The organism is Daejeonella sp. (genome assembly GCF_036405355.1).
In the GTDB taxonomy this organism is placed as follows: domain Bacteria; phylum Bacteroidota; class Bacteroidia; order Sphingobacteriales; family Sphingobacteriaceae; genus Daejeonella.
In genome coordinates this window covers 1-16,676 of record NZ_DASWXT010000053.1, presented here as the reverse complement: position 1 = coordinate 16,676, position 16,676 = coordinate 1, and the positions used below count along the sequence as shown (strand labels likewise).

General features: G+C 39.1%; 17 protein-coding genes. 7 read left to right on the top strand and 10 right to left on the bottom strand.

The features are described 5' to 3' along the window. Positions 1-64: 64 nt before the first annotated feature. Both VGE44_RS06675 and VGE44_RS06670 read left to right on the top strand, forming a co-directional pair. Positions 65-1,756, top strand: a complete 1,692-nt coding sequence (locus VGE44_RS06675; RefSeq protein ID WP_331077211.1) for a M14 family metallopeptidase — start codon at positions 65-67, stop codon at positions 1,754-1,756. Beyond that, positions 1,756-2,388: a rhomboid family intramembrane serine protease gene (locus VGE44_RS06670; RefSeq protein ID WP_331077209.1), complete on the top strand. Its 633-nt coding sequence runs from the start codon at positions 1,756-1,758 to the stop codon at positions 2,386-2,388. Before VGE44_RS06675 ends, VGE44_RS06670 begins: the two co-directional genes overlap by 1 nt. Before the next feature lie 46 nt (positions 2,389-2,434). Here the strand turns inward: VGE44_RS06670 and VGE44_RS06665 are convergent, their stop codons facing one another. The 5 genes from VGE44_RS06665 to VGE44_RS06645 all read right to left on the bottom strand — a co-directional run bounded on the left by VGE44_RS06665 (position 2,435) and on the right by VGE44_RS06645 (position 7,348). Then, a complete protein-coding gene (locus tag VGE44_RS06665; protein ID WP_331077207.1) occupies positions 2,435-3,424 on the bottom strand; it encodes a hypothetical protein in 990 nt (329 codons plus the stop codon). A 29-nt stretch (positions 3,425-3,453) separates the two neighbouring features. Next, positions 3,454-4,134, bottom strand: coding sequence for a hypothetical protein (locus tag VGE44_RS06660; protein WP_331077205.1), 681 nt, complete (start codon positions 4,132-4,134; stop codon positions 3,454-3,456). Positions 4,135-4,262: 128 nt separating this feature from the next. Further along, positions 4,263-5,018, bottom strand: coding sequence for a DUF2490 domain-containing protein (locus VGE44_RS06655; RefSeq protein WP_331077203.1), 756 nt, complete (start codon positions 5,016-5,018; stop codon positions 4,263-4,265). 123 nt (positions 5,019-5,141) lie between these two features. After that, complete coding sequence (locus VGE44_RS06650) at positions 5,142-5,783, bottom strand: carbonic anhydrase family protein (RefSeq protein WP_331077201.1); 642 nt, start codon at positions 5,781-5,783, stop codon at positions 5,142-5,144. A gap of 5 nt (positions 5,784-5,788) precedes the next feature. Further along, on the bottom strand, positions 5,789-7,348 hold the full coding sequence (locus tag VGE44_RS06645) for a SulP family inorganic anion transporter (protein WP_331077199.1): 1,560 nt from the start codon (positions 7,346-7,348) through the stop codon (positions 5,789-5,791). 180 nt (positions 7,349-7,528) lie between these two features. Between VGE44_RS06645 and VGE44_RS06640 the strand changes: the two genes are divergently transcribed. Further along, on the top strand, positions 7,529-8,194 hold the full coding sequence (locus VGE44_RS06640; protein ID WP_331077197.1) for a TetR/AcrR family transcriptional regulator: 666 nt from the start codon (positions 7,529-7,531) through the stop codon (positions 8,192-8,194). Positions 8,195-8,209: 15 nt separating this feature from the next. On the opposite strand, the gene VGE44_RS06635 is transcribed toward VGE44_RS06640, so the two are convergent. After that, complete coding sequence (locus VGE44_RS06635; RefSeq protein WP_331077195.1) at positions 8,210-9,169, bottom strand: nitrilase family protein; 960 nt, start codon at positions 9,167-9,169, stop codon at positions 8,210-8,212. A 158-nt stretch (positions 9,170-9,327) separates the two neighbouring features. On the opposite strand from VGE44_RS06635, the gene VGE44_RS06630 reads away from it, so the two are divergent. Then, positions 9,328-10,341, top strand: coding sequence for a dipeptide epimerase (locus tag VGE44_RS06630; RefSeq protein WP_331077193.1), 1,014 nt, complete (start codon positions 9,328-9,330; stop codon positions 10,339-10,341). Positions 10,342-10,352: 11 nt separating this feature from the next. Here the strand turns inward: VGE44_RS06630 and VGE44_RS06625 are convergent, their stop codons facing one another. Beyond that, positions 10,353-10,547 (bottom strand): DUF6358 family protein, encoded by a 195-nt coding sequence (locus tag VGE44_RS06625; RefSeq protein WP_305365015.1) that lies wholly within the window; start codon positions 10,545-10,547, stop codon positions 10,353-10,355. Between the two features lie 6 nt (positions 10,548-10,553). Then, entirely contained in the window at positions 10,554-10,871 is a 318-nt protein-coding gene (locus tag VGE44_RS06620; protein ID WP_331077190.1) for a rhodanese-like domain-containing protein, read from the bottom strand. A gap of 127 nt (positions 10,872-10,998) precedes the next feature. Here VGE44_RS06620 and VGE44_RS06615 point away from each other — a divergent pair, with 127 nt between their 5' ends. The 3 genes from VGE44_RS06615 to VGE44_RS06605 all read left to right on the top strand — a co-directional run bounded on the left by VGE44_RS06615 (position 10,999) and on the right by VGE44_RS06605 (position 15,355). Next, on the top strand, positions 10,999-12,105 hold the full coding sequence (locus VGE44_RS06615; protein WP_331077188.1) for a DUF4407 domain-containing protein: 1,107 nt from the start codon (positions 10,999-11,001) through the stop codon (positions 12,103-12,105). 74 nt (positions 12,106-12,179) lie between these two features. Continuing rightward, positions 12,180-14,000, top strand: coding sequence for a M61 family peptidase (locus VGE44_RS06610; protein WP_331077186.1), 1,821 nt, complete (start codon positions 12,180-12,182; stop codon positions 13,998-14,000). Positions 14,001-14,053: 53 nt separating this feature from the next. Further along, complete coding sequence (locus VGE44_RS06605; protein ID WP_331077183.1) at positions 14,054-15,355, top strand: M20/M25/M40 family metallo-hydrolase; 1,302 nt, start codon at positions 14,054-14,056, stop codon at positions 15,353-15,355. Between the two features lie 11 nt (positions 15,356-15,366). Here the strand turns inward: VGE44_RS06605 and VGE44_RS06600 are convergent, their stop codons facing one another. Both VGE44_RS06600 and VGE44_RS06595 read right to left on the bottom strand, forming a co-directional pair. Continuing rightward, positions 15,367-15,855 (bottom strand): GNAT family N-acetyltransferase, encoded by a 489-nt coding sequence (locus VGE44_RS06600; protein WP_331077181.1) that lies wholly within the window; start codon positions 15,853-15,855, stop codon positions 15,367-15,369. 1 nt (position 15,856) lies between these two features. Next, positions 15,857-16,423 (bottom strand): thiamine pyrophosphokinase, encoded by a 567-nt coding sequence (locus VGE44_RS06595; protein WP_331077179.1) that lies wholly within the window; start codon positions 16,421-16,423, stop codon positions 15,857-15,859. Between the last annotated feature and the right edge of the window lie 253 nt (positions 16,424-16,676).

Genomic DNA, 16,676 nt, shown 5'->3' with positions numbered 1-16,676 from the left:
TATTTGTCAATCAGGTATGATTAGAAGGTTTAGTCTTTTATTGATCTTAATTAATGGTTTTCTTATGGCAAATGCACAGATGAGTCCTTTTGAAAAAAACAAAGGATTAACTGCGACCTATCAGGAACTGATTGATTATTATCAGGTTCTGGATAAAAAACATGAGCAGATGCGGATTTTCGATTGCGGGCAAAGCGATATCGGAAAACCAATAAACCTGATTGTTCTTTCCGGGGATAAAATCTTTGATCCCATCGAAATCAGAAAGCAAAATAAAAGAATTCTATTGATTAATAATGGTATTCATCCGGGTGAACCTGAAGGGATAGATGCCAGCATGATGCTTGTTCGTGATCTGCTGGAAAAGAACTCTATCCCTAAAAATGTGGTAATCTGTATCATCCCCGTCTACAATATTGATGGAATGCTGAACAGAGGACTTTCCAGAGTAAATCAGAATGGTCCCGAGTCCTATGGTTTTAGAGGAAACTATCAGAATCTTGATCTTAACAGGGATTTTATAAAAGGAGATTCCAAAAATTCAAGGGTCTTTCAAACGATCTTCAATACCTGGCACCCGGAAGTGTTTATTGATAATCATACAAGTAATGGAGCTGACTATCAGTATATAATGACACTCATCGCTCCTCAGAAAGATAAGCTTAATCCAGTACTTTCTGAATACTTAAGCAGTCGTATGCTGCCTGATCTGTACAAAAAAATGAAGGCCTCGAACTTCGAAATGACTCCTTATGTAAATAGCATTGAGGATACTCCTGATTCAGGAATTACGGGTTTTTTAGAGACAGCACGATATTCAACCGGATATGCTGCCCTACATAATACCATTGGTTTTATGCCCGAAACGCATATGCTCAAGCCCTATCATCAGCGGGTTGATGGAACCTATAAGTTTATGGAGCTTGTAATTGAAATTGTAGAACGTGATGCAGATTTGATCACCAAAAATAAGCAGAAAGCTGATGCAGATGTCAGGGCACAGGTTTTATTTCCCCTGCAATGGACCTTAGATGATAAAAGTTTTTCTCTGTTCAAATTCAAGGGCTACGAGGCCAAATATAAAACCAGTGAAGTTAGTGGACTGCCCAGGTTATTTTATGATCGCAACAAACCTTACGAAAAGGATATCCGCGTTTTTGATCATTATTTACCTTCAGAATTGGTAAAAAAACCGCTTGCTTATATTATTCCGCAATCCTGGCAAAAGGTTATTGATCTGATGCTGCTGAATGGTGTTCAAATGAAACGCTTTGCCGCGGATACGGAGATCGAATCAGAAATGTATTATATTGAAGATTATAAGACTCCTGACAAACCATTTGAGGGGCATTATCTTCATTCTCAGGTCAAACTTCGGACTGAAAATCAAAGAGTAAAATATTACGAGGGTGATTATATCGTTTATACTAATCAGGTAAAGAACAGATATATTGTTGAAACCCTTGAACCTCAGGGTGTAGATTCATTCTTTGCCTGGAATTTCTTTGATTCAGTGCTGGGTCAGAAAGAACATTTCTCTGATTATGTTTTTGAGGATGAAGCAGCCCGGCTGGTAAAGCAGGATCCTGCACTGTTAGCCAGGCTTGATGAAGAGAAGAAAAAGAATCCTGTATTGCTGCAAAGCCCATCAGCACAACTTGATTGGGTATACAGGAATTCAGAACATTACGAAAAAACACATTTGAGATACCCGGTAGGCCGTTTGATCAGTCCTGCTAAAATTGAATTAAATTGATGGAGAGTTATATTAATGATACCCCTGTTGCTACGATTATTTTTATTTTCACGATTGTTACCAGTATTTATGCCTTTTCGAATGCAGAGGTTTACGGAAAGTTTATGCTTCATCCCTATAGTGTAAGTCGTGGGCGCCGTCTTTATAGCATGATTACCAGCGGACTTATACATAAAGACTGGCCACACTTACTGGTGAATATGTTATCCTATTATTTCTTCGCATTCACGCTTGAAAAAACCTTTGTTTCACTCAGCAGCTGGGGTCATTTCCAGTTTGGATTATTATACATTGTAAGCATTATTTTAAGTGATATCACTTCTATTTTTAAGCATAAGGAGCATTTCTGGTTTAACAGTCTTGGAGCCTCCGGTGCTGTTTGTGCGGTAGTATTCAGCTATATTTTATTCTATCCGATGAATAAAATGATGATCTTCCCAATACCCATTCCTATTCCTGCAGTTTTGTACGGCTTTTTGTTCCTAGGCTATTGTGTATATGCTTCCCGTAATTCAAGAGATGCAATTAATCATGATGCTCACTTCTATGGTGCACTGACCGGAGTCCTGTTTACAATTATTTATTACCCGGACATTGCAGGCTATTTTGTTAATCAGTTAACCGGAGGATGATTTTCCAAAACCTACCTGTCTCAATATTAAATTGATTGACAGATCTTTATGATGGCAAATCAACAGATTTTGCCGGAATAAACTCCTTGTTTTTATCTAGCAGATAGCTAAGAGGATTCTCAGGATCTTTCAGAATTTCGAATAAGAGGATACCCCATGGCTTCCAGAAATTTTCCAATACCTGAGCATAGGTTTTATTTTGCCAGAAATCAAAAAGTGGCTTATTGCTCATTCCCCGCAAGGGCATGGCCTCAATATAAATTGCCTCTTCGGTTGGCATGATAGTGTATTCAGGTAATCGGTTGAAAAGGTAATTAGAATAAAAAAACCGTGCGAAAACTTCCTCCAATTGTGCAGGATGTAATGATTTTCCCGATAGTTTTGAAAGAATTTCCTTGTGATAAATTGCATTGGTACCATTGTCTTGCAGGCATGCTATGATTCCAAAGTCCTTCATTGCCAAAGAGAAGGTAAGCGTATTAATCTCATCACGGTAGTTGAACAGGTCTTTGCTGCTCTCAAGTTCGAATACCTGTATACTCCAGGGATTATTACCTTCAAAAATTACAGGCTGATTTACTGCCTGAAGCATGAGATGAAGGTTGCTGAACTTGTGAATCAGTGATTGCGAGAGAACAAACTCTTCATTTTTAGCTTTCTGCTGCATCATCCCGATGCGGATTTCATTGAAAAGGATACCATAAACCATTTTAGCAATCCATTGAAATAATCTTAAGCCGGGTAATTGCTTAACTGAATCATATCCTGCTAAAAAGGCAGTTCTTATTTCATCTTCCAGAGGCTCTATTGCCATCTCATAAATTTTCCCTGAACAGGGCAATTTCATGTCGCTGTAAGTCGACATACTTTCATCGAGAAGTTTAAATGGCTTATCCTGAAGATCATATTCCTGCATCAGCCAAAGCGGGAATACAGTGATTTCCTCTTCGGACGACTGAAGTTTTTCGCCACTCAGGAAGCAGAATTGTTTACTGAAATTTAATCGTTCGAAAGGTTTATACAATTGAATCGCCATGCCCGGCAAAGGTAGTAAACCCCCTTAGTTTATTTTTGGACTTTAGTTTTTGAATCGTAAAATTTTCGGATTTCATCGCCTAAGCGCCGGATCATTTCCTGTTTTGATAAAATCAGAATATAATCATCCTCTGTGAGGTCAATTAACATTCCTCTTGACATGCTGATCGAAGGATCCACTGCCCTCATATCACCTTGAATATTATCAACATAGGTATTCACATAATTATAATTGGCAAAGAATGTTTTTTGAAATTTTACCGGCGGGTCTGCCTTAAACGATAAGGACGTTTTAAACCGTGCATTTGTTCTTTGCTGGATCTGAACAATATCTACGACTGCTGTAACGGTCTGATAGACAGGTTTTCCGTTTGAATCTGTACCAGCTACTATATTCCGGCTTACCCTCCTCCTTGAGACCCGTTCATCTTTTGGCCACAGCATAAAGTTTTCAATGTCAATATTGAGTACTACCTCTGGATTTTCGTCGGCTTCTACAAGTTCAAAATTTACACTTTGAAATTGATCAATGGCATTCAGTAACTGAAAGCGGTAATAACCCAGATTGATAAAATTTGTATTAGCACTACTCTCGGCCTGAATGTTTATCGCAATCGGAACATCGATTTTTGGTGCTCTGGGTTTTTTTTGTGTCTTGCAGGCGACCCCAGATATGATTAGAATGCAAAAAATTAATTTGAGCTTTTTCATATTATGCCAAATAATAAACCCTTGAAGAACTAATCAGCCGTTGCTGAACTCTAATTTACGGGAATAATGTGACATTATTAGATTAAATACTCATGTAATTAATCAGGTAAAATTTAAAATTCGATGCGTTAAAAATTCAGAATCGTGCTCAAAAGAATTCCTTTATTATCCTGAAATACATTCCTGCCGTTAACTTCTCTGGATAATTGTGCTATCTGATTCAAATAGCCTCCTTCAATACGTGCTTTTGCTGAAAGTCGGTAGCCAAGCAGTATTGCCAGCCTGTTCTGGTCGAATATATTTTCATTGACATTTTTACCAAATCCGATCATTATTTCGTCATATATAGCCAGGTAAGGGGTTTTATCGGCAATAGTTCTTCCTTTTAGCGGAATATTTGTTCTGAACATATACCTCATTCTATTCCAATACACAAAATCATCCTCTTTTGTTAATGAAGCGTTTGTATATCTGCCAATCCATCTTTGTTCGAGCATGAAGCGGTGGCTGAATTCAAATATTCCTGATTTATCGTTTAATGTAGCCATCTGGTAAATCCGGTGTTCTGTAAATTGTTTCCCCAGGTTATTGAGTGGTATATCGCCATAATTATAGGTTTCTGCTAAAGCATAACCGGCTCGTAAACTAAGCTTATTGTTCAGGGTATAATTGATTCCTGTTCTGAAGAGGTTTTGCTGGGGATCCGAAATCAGACGATCTCTTCGTAGCTGCAGCTCTGTGTGGATGCTCAATTTCTGATCTAATCGTATAGTTCCGCTATATGCCAGCCAGCCGATTGTATTCCGGTCAGTTATTCTGGTATTTTGTGCAAAGGAAAGAATTGTAAAAAGACTTAAAAAGGCGGCTAAAAGTATTTTTTTCATGCGACTAATTTCAGAAAATTGTTTTAAGGGTGAATGTCTGGCCAGCGGGACTGGTTAACAAATAGATTCGGGGTGTCTCCGGTAAAATTTACCGGATCACCCCGAACTATACATGCATAAGGATTAATTGAAAATCTGGGTGTCCTTGTAAAACTCCACAACACCAGTTGTTATGTCATGTGTACCACCAACAATACCGATCTGTCCGGCTTCAATCATTTCTTTGAGAATCGGACTTCTTTCCATTATTGCTTTTACGGTACGTTTCACATTGATTGCAGAAACTTTTTCAACAAATTCTGCATTGGATGAATTTCTTTGTGAAATTACGGTGGTTTCATCATCTACCGCCGGCCTGATTTTGGTTAGCAGGGTGGTGAGATTACCCATTTCAACATGATCGCAGGCACCTTTAACTGCGCCACATTTAGTATGGCCCAATACTACAATAATCTTTGAACCTGCTACCTTACATCCAAATTCCATGCTTCCAAGGATATCCTCATTCAGGATATTTCCTGCAATCCGAACACTGAATACGTCTCCCAGACCCTGATCAAAGATCAGTTCTGCAGATGTTCTTGAATCAATACAGCTCAAAATAACTGCGAATGGGTGCTGCCCATCTGAGGTTTCATTGGCCTGTTGTAATAGATTCCTGTTTACTTTGAGGTTATTTACAAAGCGCTTATTACCTTCTATCAATAGCTCCAATGCCTGAGCCGGCGAAATGGCTTGCTGTAATTCTTTGGTTAATGTTTTCATCTTTTTTAGCTTGTAAGTTGTGGTTCTATAAAATTGACTGTTTCTACTTGTATATTTTTGGTTTTTGCATTTGTACGAAAGTTAACTATCAGCTCAATAACATCATGTGCGATGGATTTAGACCGTGTACAATCGATAATCACTTTTGAGTTTTCAGGAATTTCATCCAGGGCTTTCAAAACGCTCGCTTTGTTAAAGAAGGAAACCTCTTCAGCCAGTTCCATATGATATACCTGAATTCCTTCAGCTTTATTTAAGCTGGTTTTTAAATGATGTGAATTACGGTAACTGTGTTTTAAGGTATAGAATATACCAAATAACATTCCTATCGTAATTCCCATAAGTAGATCAGTTAACAGAATTGCAATTATCGTTGCCATGAACGGTACAAATTGTTCCCAGCCCAAGCGGTACATCTGCTTGAATAGTTCTGGTTTAGCAAGCTTATATCCTACCATAATTAATATAGCTGCGAGACTGGCTAATGGAATCATATTCAATAAACCTGCAATAGTCAGTGCACTAATCAGAAGAAAAACACCATGAAGAATTGCTGACATTTTTGTTTTTCCCCCAAAAGAGATGTTTGCAGAGCTCCGTACTATTACCTGAGTAATAGGTAATCCGCCAATTAATCCGGACACGATGTTCCCTAATCCCTGAGCTTTTAACTCCCTGTTTGTTGGTGTTACCCGTTTATCAGGATCCAGTTTATCGGTAGCTTCAACACAAAGCAGGGTTTCAAGGCTAGCTACAATTGCTAATACCACTGCGATTTTATAAATCTCCGGATTGCTGAGCTGTGTGAAATCGGGCATAGTAAATTGGGTGAAGAACTCTGCAAGATTTTGAGCTACAGGAAGTTGTACTACCTGATCACTTGCCAGGGTAAAGTTCAGCATTCCATTTTGGAACATGTAATTCATCACAATGCCCAGAACTACCACTACAATGGGACCTTGAATTAACTGGAAGATCTTATGTTTTTTGGTTAGAACTGTATCCCATAAGATCAGGATCGCGATAGAAATGACAGCTATTAAAACTGCTCCCGGTGTTACCAGGTCAAAAGCTTTGCTGATAGCAGAGAAAGTATTCTCTCCGTCTGCCTGTAAAAATGCATCATCCCCTTCTGCATCTTTGTCGTACCCCAATGCATGAGGGATTTGTTTTAGAATTATTAGCAAACCAATACCGGTAAGCATTCCCTTGATAACAGAAGTCGGAAAGAAATAAGCTATAAAACCTGCTTTTGCAAATCCCATGATTAATTGAATTATCCCTGCAATCACTACCGATAGTAGAAAGGCAGGCCATGATCCCAGTGCAGCTATCGAGGTAAGTACGATTACAGCCAGTCCGGCGGCCGGACCACTAACCCCCAGGGGCGATCCGCTTGCAATTCCAACAATAATTCCACCTACTATGCCGGCAATTATACCAGAAAAGAGCGGAGCTCCTGATGCAAGTGCAATCCCGAGACAAAGTGGCACTGCAACAAAAAATACGACTATGCTGGCAGGCAGGTCGTTTTTTATTTCTTTAAACATGTTTCTTGATTCCATTTTTTTAAATCTTTGGTTTAGTTTAACGATACGAAGATAGCATCAATATTTAAAATGATAGTATTACTATCTCATTTAATTGTAAAACTTTTATCTATTTTTGCAAAGCAGAAATAAATGAAGGCAATTTGTGTTTAAGATTTACAGATCAGAGCGATGGAATTACAGCTTCAAATAAAGATGAATGAAAAACTGTTTGTTCGTAATCCCGAACAGACAGAACTTGGAAGAAAGATAATACAGTTCAGTATTCAGCTTATCCAGGAAAATGGTTTTGAATCCTTTACTTTCAAGAAGCTTGCAGAAGAGATTGGTTCTACAGAAGCAGGTATTTACAGATATTTTGAAAATAAACATCGTTTACTGATTTATCTGACAGCATGGTACTGGAGCTGGCTGGAATTCAGGGTTACTTTTCACCTTAATAATATTTCTGATCCCACCATTAAATTGAAGAAACTGATCCAGCTTCTTGCAGCCAATGTTGTAGACGATGACAGCACAATGTATGTTAATGAAAGCCTTTTGCATCAGATAATCATTGCCGAAGGCTCAAAAGCATACCTTACCAAGCATGTATCTGAGGATAACAAAGACAGGTTATTCAAGCCATATAAAGATCTTTGCTCTTTAATTGCCGGAATTATACTGGAATATAATTCTGATTATACTCATCCCCGTTCACTTGCGAGCACAATTATTGAAATGGCACATTTGCAGGTATTTTTTATGCATAACCTCCCCTCACTGACAGATTTTGGGGAGAGTAAGAACGAGCAACTGGTGGTTGAATATATTGAGGATCTTGTTTTCAGCAGCATCAGGCATCATCGCAGAACTGATTAATTCAATAAAATCAGGTCATTTATCATTATCATCATTAAGCCAGACAACATTTAGTTCAGCTTGATGTTCCTTTCCCAGTATATTTCCGTATAGCTCTGGTCTTCTGGCTTTGGTATATCGGTAGCCCCCGGCTTTTTTAAGCTTTTCGGGTATCAGTGTTGTGCTAACCAGAGAGTCTTCAAAGTTCCGGCATTCAGCCACAATATCCCCAAACGGGTCGATAATCATTGAACATCCGTTTTTAAGCTGATCATCGTCCATACCTATAGGGTTTGAAAAAACAGCATAGATTCCATTATCATAAGCTCTGGAAGGCAGCCATTTCATCAGCCATTCCCTGCCTTTCATGCCATCAAATTCAAGGCGAAGGGAGGTTGGATCATTTTCGCGATTGAACCATAATTGAGGATCTACAAAACCCGCACCTGGCCGGGTAGAGGGAGTGCACATAGTTACATGAGGCATAAAGATGATGTTGGCACCCAACAATACTGTAGCCCTCACATTTTCGATTACATTATTATCATAACAAATCAAAATACCGCATTTCCATCCATGGAGGTCAAATATGGTATAGCCATTACCGGGACTTAAATGCGGATTGATAAAGGGATGTAATTTTCTGTGTTTTGCCACAAGACCGGTTTTATCTACACAGACATAGGCTTTGAATAAGTTCCCTTCATTATCCTTCTCAAAAAGGCCGGCCAGAATTGCAATATCATATTTTTCTGCAATTTCTGTCAATCGAATTATGCTCGGCCCATCGGGAATGAGTTCAGCAAGATCAAGCATTTGTTCTTTTGAAAGGTTCCTGGCAAAAGTATAGCCGGTAATAGAGCATTCGTGAAAGGCAATTACTTTTGAGCCCGCTTGGGCAGCCTCTTTGGCCAGCTTTTCAATCACTGATAAATTGTAGGCTTTATCGCCGCTTTTATTCTCGAACTGTGCGCTTGATATTTTTATTTTTTCCATGTACCCGGCGTATATTTGTTTAGTTATTTGGCCTTTTAAATTTACAATTCTATAATTTAACCAATCCTATTCTTCAGGTTTAATTATAAAAATCTTTATCCCTGATATAGCTCTTTATGCCTTAAATTTTTGTTATTTCGTTTTCTTAATTTATTAACATGAAGATCAGTTATACCCCCTTTGAGCTCAATTTGAAGCACCCTTTCACTATCGCAAAATTTTCACGGACATCTACTCCAATCATGTTGATGGAGATAAGTCATGAGGGCTATATTGGTTATGGAGAAGCATCAATGGTGCCTTACATGGGCGAGAATATTGAAACTGCAAGTGCTTTCATGTCAAAAGTTGATCTTTCCTGGCTTAAAGCCCCATTCAATTTTGATGAACTTATTGAGTACCTGGATAGCATTGCTCCCGGAAATCCCAATATTAAAGCGGCTATTGATATTGCATTGCAGGATCTGCGGGGTAAGATTGAGCAAAAGGCCTGTTATAAATATTTTAATACTGACCCTGCTAAAATGCCTCCAACCTCTTATACCCTTGGGATTGACACCCCTGAAGTTTTGCTTCAAAAGATCAGGGAAGGGGAAAATTGCCATATTATCAAAGTAAAGCTGGGAAGAGATAATGATAAGGAACTGATCAATACCATTCGTTCTGCAACTGATAAACCACTTTACGTTGACGCCAATCAGGGCTGGACAGACAGGCAGCAGGGGCTGGATATGGTCTTATGGCTGCATGAACAGGGTGTGGTACTGATTGAACAGCCTATGGCCAAAGATGATCCGGATTCAAATGCCTGGATCACCGAAAGAAGTCCGGTTGCTATTGTAGGCGATGAATCTGTACAACGATTTGCGGATGTTGAGAAGGCCAAAGGGGTTTACCATGGAATCAATATGAAGCTGATGAAAAGTGCGGGTATGCACGAAGGTTATCGCATGATCATGAAAGCAAAAGAATTGGGATTGAAAACCATGATAGGTTGTATGAGCGAGACAAGTTGCGGTACACTTGCTGCTGCTGCTCTGGCTCCTTTGTGCGACTGGGCAGATCTCGACGGACCATTTTTAACTAGCAATAATCCTTACAAAGACCCTGAATTTAAGGATGGGAAATGGGTTTTATCAGATGCCCCGGGATTGGGACTGGTCAAGTCTTGAGTTTTCCCGGTTTATTTCTGATTTTTCCTGGTCAGACTCCTGACACTCTTAACCAGTCTGAATTTCAGATAAATCAGCATGGCAAGCGGTGGTATTCCGGCAAATACATAAAGGTAGAATGAGTTTTTTACAGCCCAGGCAATACACATTACCAGAACAATGATAGCCACATTCAGAAAAATGTTTAATAAGACTTTTTTTAGCATAGAGAATTAATATACCTGCATATCTGGCTCGTACTCTGCTTTCCAGGCCAGAATACCACCTTTTAGGTTATAAAGGTTAGTATATCCAAATTGCTGTTCAAGCTGATTCAAAGCTGCAGCACTTCTTGCACCGCTGCGGCATTGGATGATAACAGGTTTATCCTTACTGATCTTTGAAGCCTCAAGAATAATACCTGCAAGTGGTATATTGAGACCATTCAGATTGGACATTTCATATTCAAAAGTCTCGCGAACATCAATTAATTGAAAATCTTCTTTTTTGTCGATTTTTTCCTTTAGCTCCTGTACTGTGATTTCTTTCATATCGCTTTAAATATATATGTAAAGGTACGATTTTCTTAAATATTAATGAGAATGCAATCTTGGTTAATAGATCGTTTAATAGCAGGAGTTCTGTAACAAATTGACCATCCAGAAGTCTTAATATATAATGAAAAAGCTAACTGATTTCTTTTGGTTCTGTTCCGGAGCTCATAAAGACACCCTTCTGAAGTATCCTACAGAGCATAATAAATACGTTGGCATAGGCGCTACTATATTTTTTACAGCTCTGTTCGCTTCACTTTCCGGAGGATATGCGATGTACTTCGTTTTTGCCGGAACTGAAACAGCAGTGCCTTTCGCTTTTCTTTTCGGGATAATATGGGGACTTGCTATTTTCAACATGGACCGTTATATAGTTTCCAGTATCAGTAAAAGCGGGACAACCTGGCATCAGATATTACAGGCTACTCCCAGAATACTTCTGGCAATAATGATCGGAATCGTGATCTCCAGGCCTCTGGAGCTCAAAATATTTGATAAGGAGATCCGCCAGCAGTTAAAAACAAGTTACCTGAACCTTCAACGTGCCAGAATAGATACTCTAAATCGCACTTTCGACCTGAAATATGCGCAGGAACTGCAGAAAACTTCGAATTTTAAAACCGAGAAGGATTCTTTGGAAAAGGATATTAACCGTTCCAGGTATATTCTGAACCAGGAAGTTTTTGGGGATAAAACGAATCAGACATCCGGAATTACCGGCTATGGTACCTATGCCAAACAAAAGGAATCGATTGTAGTACAAAAAGAATTAAGACTGGAGCTTCTTCGTAAAGAACTTGCATCAATGGATACCTTCTTTAGCAAGCGGAAGGAACTTGAAGGGCTGACACAACAAAGAATGTTTAGCAGCAAGCAGCTCGACAGTCTGGCTAATGTTGCCGGTTTTGCCGACAGGAACAGGGCTTTGGGACAGCTTAGTTATAAAGAGGACGGTAGCCGCGATATGGATAATTACCTTGCTATTTCATTTATTGCATTTCTGTTTATCCTTTTTGAATGTTTACCGGTCTTCGTGAAACTGATGAGCAATAAAGGCCCTTATGACGTGGCAATACAAAATACAGATGATACGGCTATTCATCACTCAGATAAAACCAAAGATCTTGATATATCCCTTATCGATGGTGTTCACGATACCAGAGTCAGCACCGGGATAAGCCGTGAGAAGAAAGCAATAGAAAGTGGTCTTGAAACTGATTCAGGAGTATAGTCCTTCCGATAATATACAGGACTTGTTATTGCAGTACTATTTTTTATAACTTCACAGCAACCAATTATTATACAATGCGGACAATACTTCTGTTCCTGTTATTTTTGAATGCACTGACTTTATCAGCCCAAAAACCAGTTCAGTATAAAATTTCATTTCCAAATGCTGTTCATCATGAAGCTGAGGTAGAACTATTGATTCCGGATGTTCCGGCAGGTGCATTGACCTTTCGTATGAGCCGGTCTTCACCCGGAAGATATGCAACTCATGAATTTGGTAAAAATGTTTATGATGTTAAGGCATTCAATGGAAGCGGGACTGTTCTGGAAGTACAGCAGACTGAAGGAGATGTTTACCAGGTGGAAAAGCATGATGGAACAGTTAAAATATCATACACCATTTTCGGGAATTGGGTAGATGGTACATACATGGCAATTGATGAAACACATGCCCACCTGAATATGCCTGCAACCTTTATGTGGATTCCTGCATTGAAATACAGACCTATCCAGATCAAGTTTAATGATTTGAACAGATATAACTGGAAAGTAGCCACACAGTTAAAATCCACAGAAAATTCAGATTCTTTTACGGCACCTGATCTGAACTATTTTATGGACAGTCCGGTGGAACTATCAAATCATCATTTAATAAGCTGGAAAGAGCGAAATACAGATAATACCGAACAGGTCATCCGGCTCAGTTCACATAGTCCTGATAATAAAGAAGTTGTATCAACCTATGCAAAAATGGTTGAGCGTATGGTTAAGGAAGCTAAGGCTGTCTTTGGGGAACTGCCAAAATTTGATCATGGGGTTTATACTTTTTTACAAGATGTGAATACCGCAAATGCAGGAGATGGAATGGAGCATAGAAATTCAACCATAATCACTGATACACAAGCGGGAATCGCCGGGAATGAGGCCGATCTACTGGGTACATTTTCTTATGAGTTCTTTCATGCCTGGAATGTTGAGCGGATCCGTCCGAAAACATTGGAACCATTCAATTTTTCTCATGCCAATATGAGCAGTGAGCTTTGGTTTGCTGAGGGTTTTACTCAATATTATGGTAATCTGATATTAAAAAGGGCAGGTTTTTTTACTGAAAAAGAGTATCAGGGCATATTGTCAGGTATTCTGAATGGGGTACTTAATTCACCAGGTGCCGCAAGTTTCTCTGCAACTCAAATGAGCAGCCGGGCGGTTTTTGTGGATGCCGGTGTTTCTGTCGACAGAAATAATTATGCAAATACCTTCACTTCTTATTATACATACGGGGCATTTATAGCCATGGGACTTGATCTGCGCCTGCGTTCAGAATTCAATTTAACACTTGATGATTACATGCAGGCACTCTGGAAAAGCCATGGTAAGCCTGAAATTCCTTATACTATCCCGGATCTGCAAAATGTGCTCGCCAATTTGACAAATGCGGCTTTTGCTGAAGATTTTTTCCGCAGGTATATTCATGGAATTGAGAAGAATGATTATGTAAAGCTTTTGGCCAATGCCGGATTGGAACTTCGAAAAGCTAATCCCGGTATGGCAAGTATCGGAAACCTCAGATTAAATGTTAATCCTGCAGATGGCAGATACCGGGTTTCTTCTGCCACCATGAAAGGAACAGCAGCCTACGAAGCAGGGATTGAAATGGGTGATTATATTTTGAAAATCGGGGATCAAAAACTGTCCGATTCAGTTAAGTTGAACGATATTCTCAGAAAATATAAACCCGCGCAGAGTATTCCAATTGTATTTGAAAGTAAAGGGCAGGTGAAAAGTTCAATGGTAGACCTTAAAGAAAGCGAAATCCTTGAACTGGTAGAAATGACTAAGAACAGCCGGAAGCAAATCGAGTTTAGAAATAACTGGTTATCATCAAAAATTAAATAGAAATCAACAATAATCAGGCGATGACCTGTTCTTCCAATGTTGAATAAATGAATATGAAAAAACAACTATCAGGCTTTATTGCCATTTTATTTCTGACAGCATGTGCAGTTCAGAAACCTGAGCAAATCATTAAAGAGGCGGATGTGGCCAGATTGATAAAAACCCTTTCCTCTGATGAAATGGAAGGCAGAGGTACTTTTACACCTGGTATAGACAGGGCTGCAAAGTTTATAGAAAATGAATTTAAGCAGATTGGTCTTAAACCCCTTGATGGAGATAATGATTTCAGGCAGGATTTTATGGTCATGAGGATCAAGCCTGAAACTATTCAGGCTACAGTAAACGGGAAAACGATTGACCAGCAAAATGTACTGCTAATTTCAGATCTGCCATCCTCAGGTTTTGATCAAAGCTCCGGGAACAAGGTTATGCTTATCGCCTCCGGAGATCAGTTCATTCAGAAATACAGGGAAATAACAGCGATGAAATCACCGGTTCTGGTACTGGTTGACAATCAGCATGCTCAGATGTTTAAACGCCTTAAGGATAATAACAGCCGCGGGCGTATAGTTGAAAAGCAAAATCAAACGTCAGCTGCAGTATTCATCCTTGGCGAATCGGATGCAGCTTCCTATAAGGTTAGTTTTAGCAATAAGATTGAAGAACTTCCCCTGTTTAACGTAGCTGGAATGCTGCCGGGAAGATCTAAAGCAAAAGAACTGGTTTTAATTTCAGCACATTATGATCATTTGGGTTTAGTTAAGGAAGTTGATGGTGATGCTATCGCAAACGGTGCAGATGATGATGCATCCGGAACTACTGCTGTAATTTCACTCGCCAAATACTACAAGAAACTGAACAATAATGAACGGACTTTAGTATTCGTTGCTTTCACAGCAGAAGAAGTTGGAGGTTTTGGTGCCCGTTATTTCTCTTCCCTCTTAAACCCGGATGATGTTGTTGCGATGTTCAACATCGAAATGATCGGTAAGGAATCGAAATTCGGAAAAAATGCGGCCTTTATTACAGGCTATGAAAGATCTGATTTTGGAGAAATTCTTCAGAAAAACCTCAGCGGAACCGATTTTAAGTTTCATCCTGATCCTTATCCAACACAGAATCTTTTCTACCGCAGTGATAATGCTACACTGGCAGCTCTGGGAGTGCCGGCACATACGATATCAACCGACCAGATCGATACGGATAAATATTATCACACCGTGAATGATGAATTTGAAACGCTGGAGGTGGCAAATATTCACGCAACAATTAAAGCGATTGCATTGAGTGCAAGAAGCATTGTTGCCGGAACAGATACACCGAAAAGAATTGCTAAATTAAGCGGACGGCCGTAATTTGTTTGGAATCAGAGGTTTTTCCTCATCACATAGTCATTGAGCACAAAATTATGGTATGCGATATCTACAGTACGGTAGATATCAAATCCAGCCTTTTTGTAAAATCCGGATGCAGGATTGCCCCTGTTTACGTTAAGCTCAAGAATCTTTCCGCCTTGCTCCCTTGCTAAATCTGAAATATGTTCGATTAGTTTCTTGCCTGTTCCACTTCCTTGTTCAGAAGGAAGAACATACAGCTTATGCAGTTTAAAAACCCCTTCATCTGGATCAGTGAGAGAGAATCCTGCAAATGCCACCGGTATATTCTCCCTTTCAGCCAGGATGAATTCAATACCCGAATTTATCTGTTCTTTTAAACTTTCTTCCGAGTACATCTCCTTCAGCATAAAGCTGATCTGTTCATCAGAAATGATATTTCTATAGGAAGGCCACCAGATTATTTCTGCAAGCTCAGAAATCACCGGAATGTCCTGATCGGTCGCTTTTCTGATTCTCATCTTAAATTGATTCTGCAATAAAAATAAAGGGTTGCTCAAAAGTAAGGGAATAAAAACCATCCTTTTCTGTCTCAAATAAATGATTTTCAAGTCCTCTTAATCCACTGATATGAAGATTATGAACCTCGTGGAGAATTTGTATCTGTTCCCCGGCAGGAAGCCATTTACTAAATCCAGATCTCACAGGAAATATTTTTTTATTGCCTATAAAGACTACAATATCAATGTCATCCACAAATAGTGCATAATCTTTTAATACAAATTCATCGGCTATGACATTAACAGCACTGTATTGTTCGCCAAGCAGGAATTTAAAAGCATCTTCAACCGGATCAGTATCTGTAATGATCAATTTTGTGTTTTCCTGAGCATTGAAATGAGGGTCAGGGGTAATTACAGCATCAATTTTAAAGGCTAGAGAGTCGGCTAATTCATAAATATCCTGTTGTACGATTACTGTAGGGCTCCATTCAAGAATTTGTCCGAGGTTTTCGTATTCAAAACCTTCCAGGCTCAGGATCAGCAATGCAGGCTCCTGTTTTTCGCGAACAATATGATGGGATGACATACATCAAACTTAGATATTTTGTTTCTAAATAAAGACCAAATAGCATGGAACAATGATTAAAGAACAAGGATCAAAGATTAAAGAATTGGTACTGGTCTTTAATCCTTTCTCTTTGTTCCTTGATCAATCTTAATAGATTCTTTTATAAAAATCCCTGAATGCTTCTGCAGGTTCATCCGCCAGATTCACAGATGCTGAAACTGCAATTCCATGAATTCCGGTTTTGAGAAGATGCTCCGTATCATCAATTTTA

Bases quoted from the DNA above. Each gene is read 5' to 3' on its own strand.
- VGE44_RS06675 (WP_331077211.1), top strand. From the start codon at position 65: ATGGCAAATGCACAGATGAGTCCTTTTGAAAAAAACAAAGGATTAACT.
- VGE44_RS06670 (WP_331077209.1), top strand. From the start codon at position 1,756: ATGGAGAGTTATATTAATGATACCCCTGTTGCTACGATTATTTTTATT.
- VGE44_RS06665 (WP_331077207.1), bottom strand. From the start codon at position 3,424: ATGGCGATTCAATTGTATAAACCTTTCGAACGATTAAATTTCAGTAAA.
- VGE44_RS06660 (WP_331077205.1), bottom strand. From the start codon at position 4,134: ATGAAAAAGCTCAAATTAATTTTTTGCATTCTAATCATATCTGGGGTC.
- VGE44_RS06655 (WP_331077203.1), bottom strand. From the start codon at position 5,018: ATGAAAAAAATACTTTTAGCCGCCTTTTTAAGTCTTTTTACAATTCTT.
- VGE44_RS06650 (WP_331077201.1), bottom strand. From the start codon at position 5,783: ATGAAAACATTAACCAAAGAATTACAGCAAGCCATTTCGCCGGCTCAG.
- VGE44_RS06645 (WP_331077199.1), bottom strand. From the start codon at position 7,348: ATGGAATCAAGAAACATGTTTAAAGAAATAAAAAACGACCTGCCTGCC.
- VGE44_RS06640 (WP_331077197.1), top strand. From the start codon at position 7,529: ATGAATGAAAAACTGTTTGTTCGTAATCCCGAACAGACAGAACTTGGA.
- VGE44_RS06635 (WP_331077195.1), bottom strand. From the start codon at position 9,169: ATGGAAAAAATAAAAATATCAAGCGCACAGTTCGAGAATAAAAGCGGC.
- VGE44_RS06630 (WP_331077193.1), top strand. From the start codon at position 9,328: ATGAAGATCAGTTATACCCCCTTTGAGCTCAATTTGAAGCACCCTTTC.
- VGE44_RS06625 (WP_305365015.1), bottom strand. From the start codon at position 10,547: ATGCTAAAAAAAGTCTTATTAAACATTTTTCTGAATGTGGCTATCATT.
- VGE44_RS06620 (WP_331077190.1), bottom strand. From the start codon at position 10,871: ATGAAAGAAATCACAGTACAGGAGCTAAAGGAAAAAATCGACAAAAAA.
- VGE44_RS06615 (WP_331077188.1), top strand. From the start codon at position 10,999: ATGAAAAAGCTAACTGATTTCTTTTGGTTCTGTTCCGGAGCTCATAAA.
- VGE44_RS06610 (WP_331077186.1), top strand. From the start codon at position 12,180: ATGCGGACAATACTTCTGTTCCTGTTATTTTTGAATGCACTGACTTTA.
- VGE44_RS06605 (WP_331077183.1), top strand. From the start codon at position 14,054: ATGAAAAAACAACTATCAGGCTTTATTGCCATTTTATTTCTGACAGCA.
- VGE44_RS06600 (WP_331077181.1), bottom strand. From the start codon at position 15,855: ATGAGAATCAGAAAAGCGACCGATCAGGACATTCCGGTGATTTCTGAG.
- VGE44_RS06595 (WP_331077179.1), bottom strand. From the start codon at position 16,423: ATGTCATCCCATCATATTGTTCGCGAAAAACAGGAGCCTGCATTGCTG.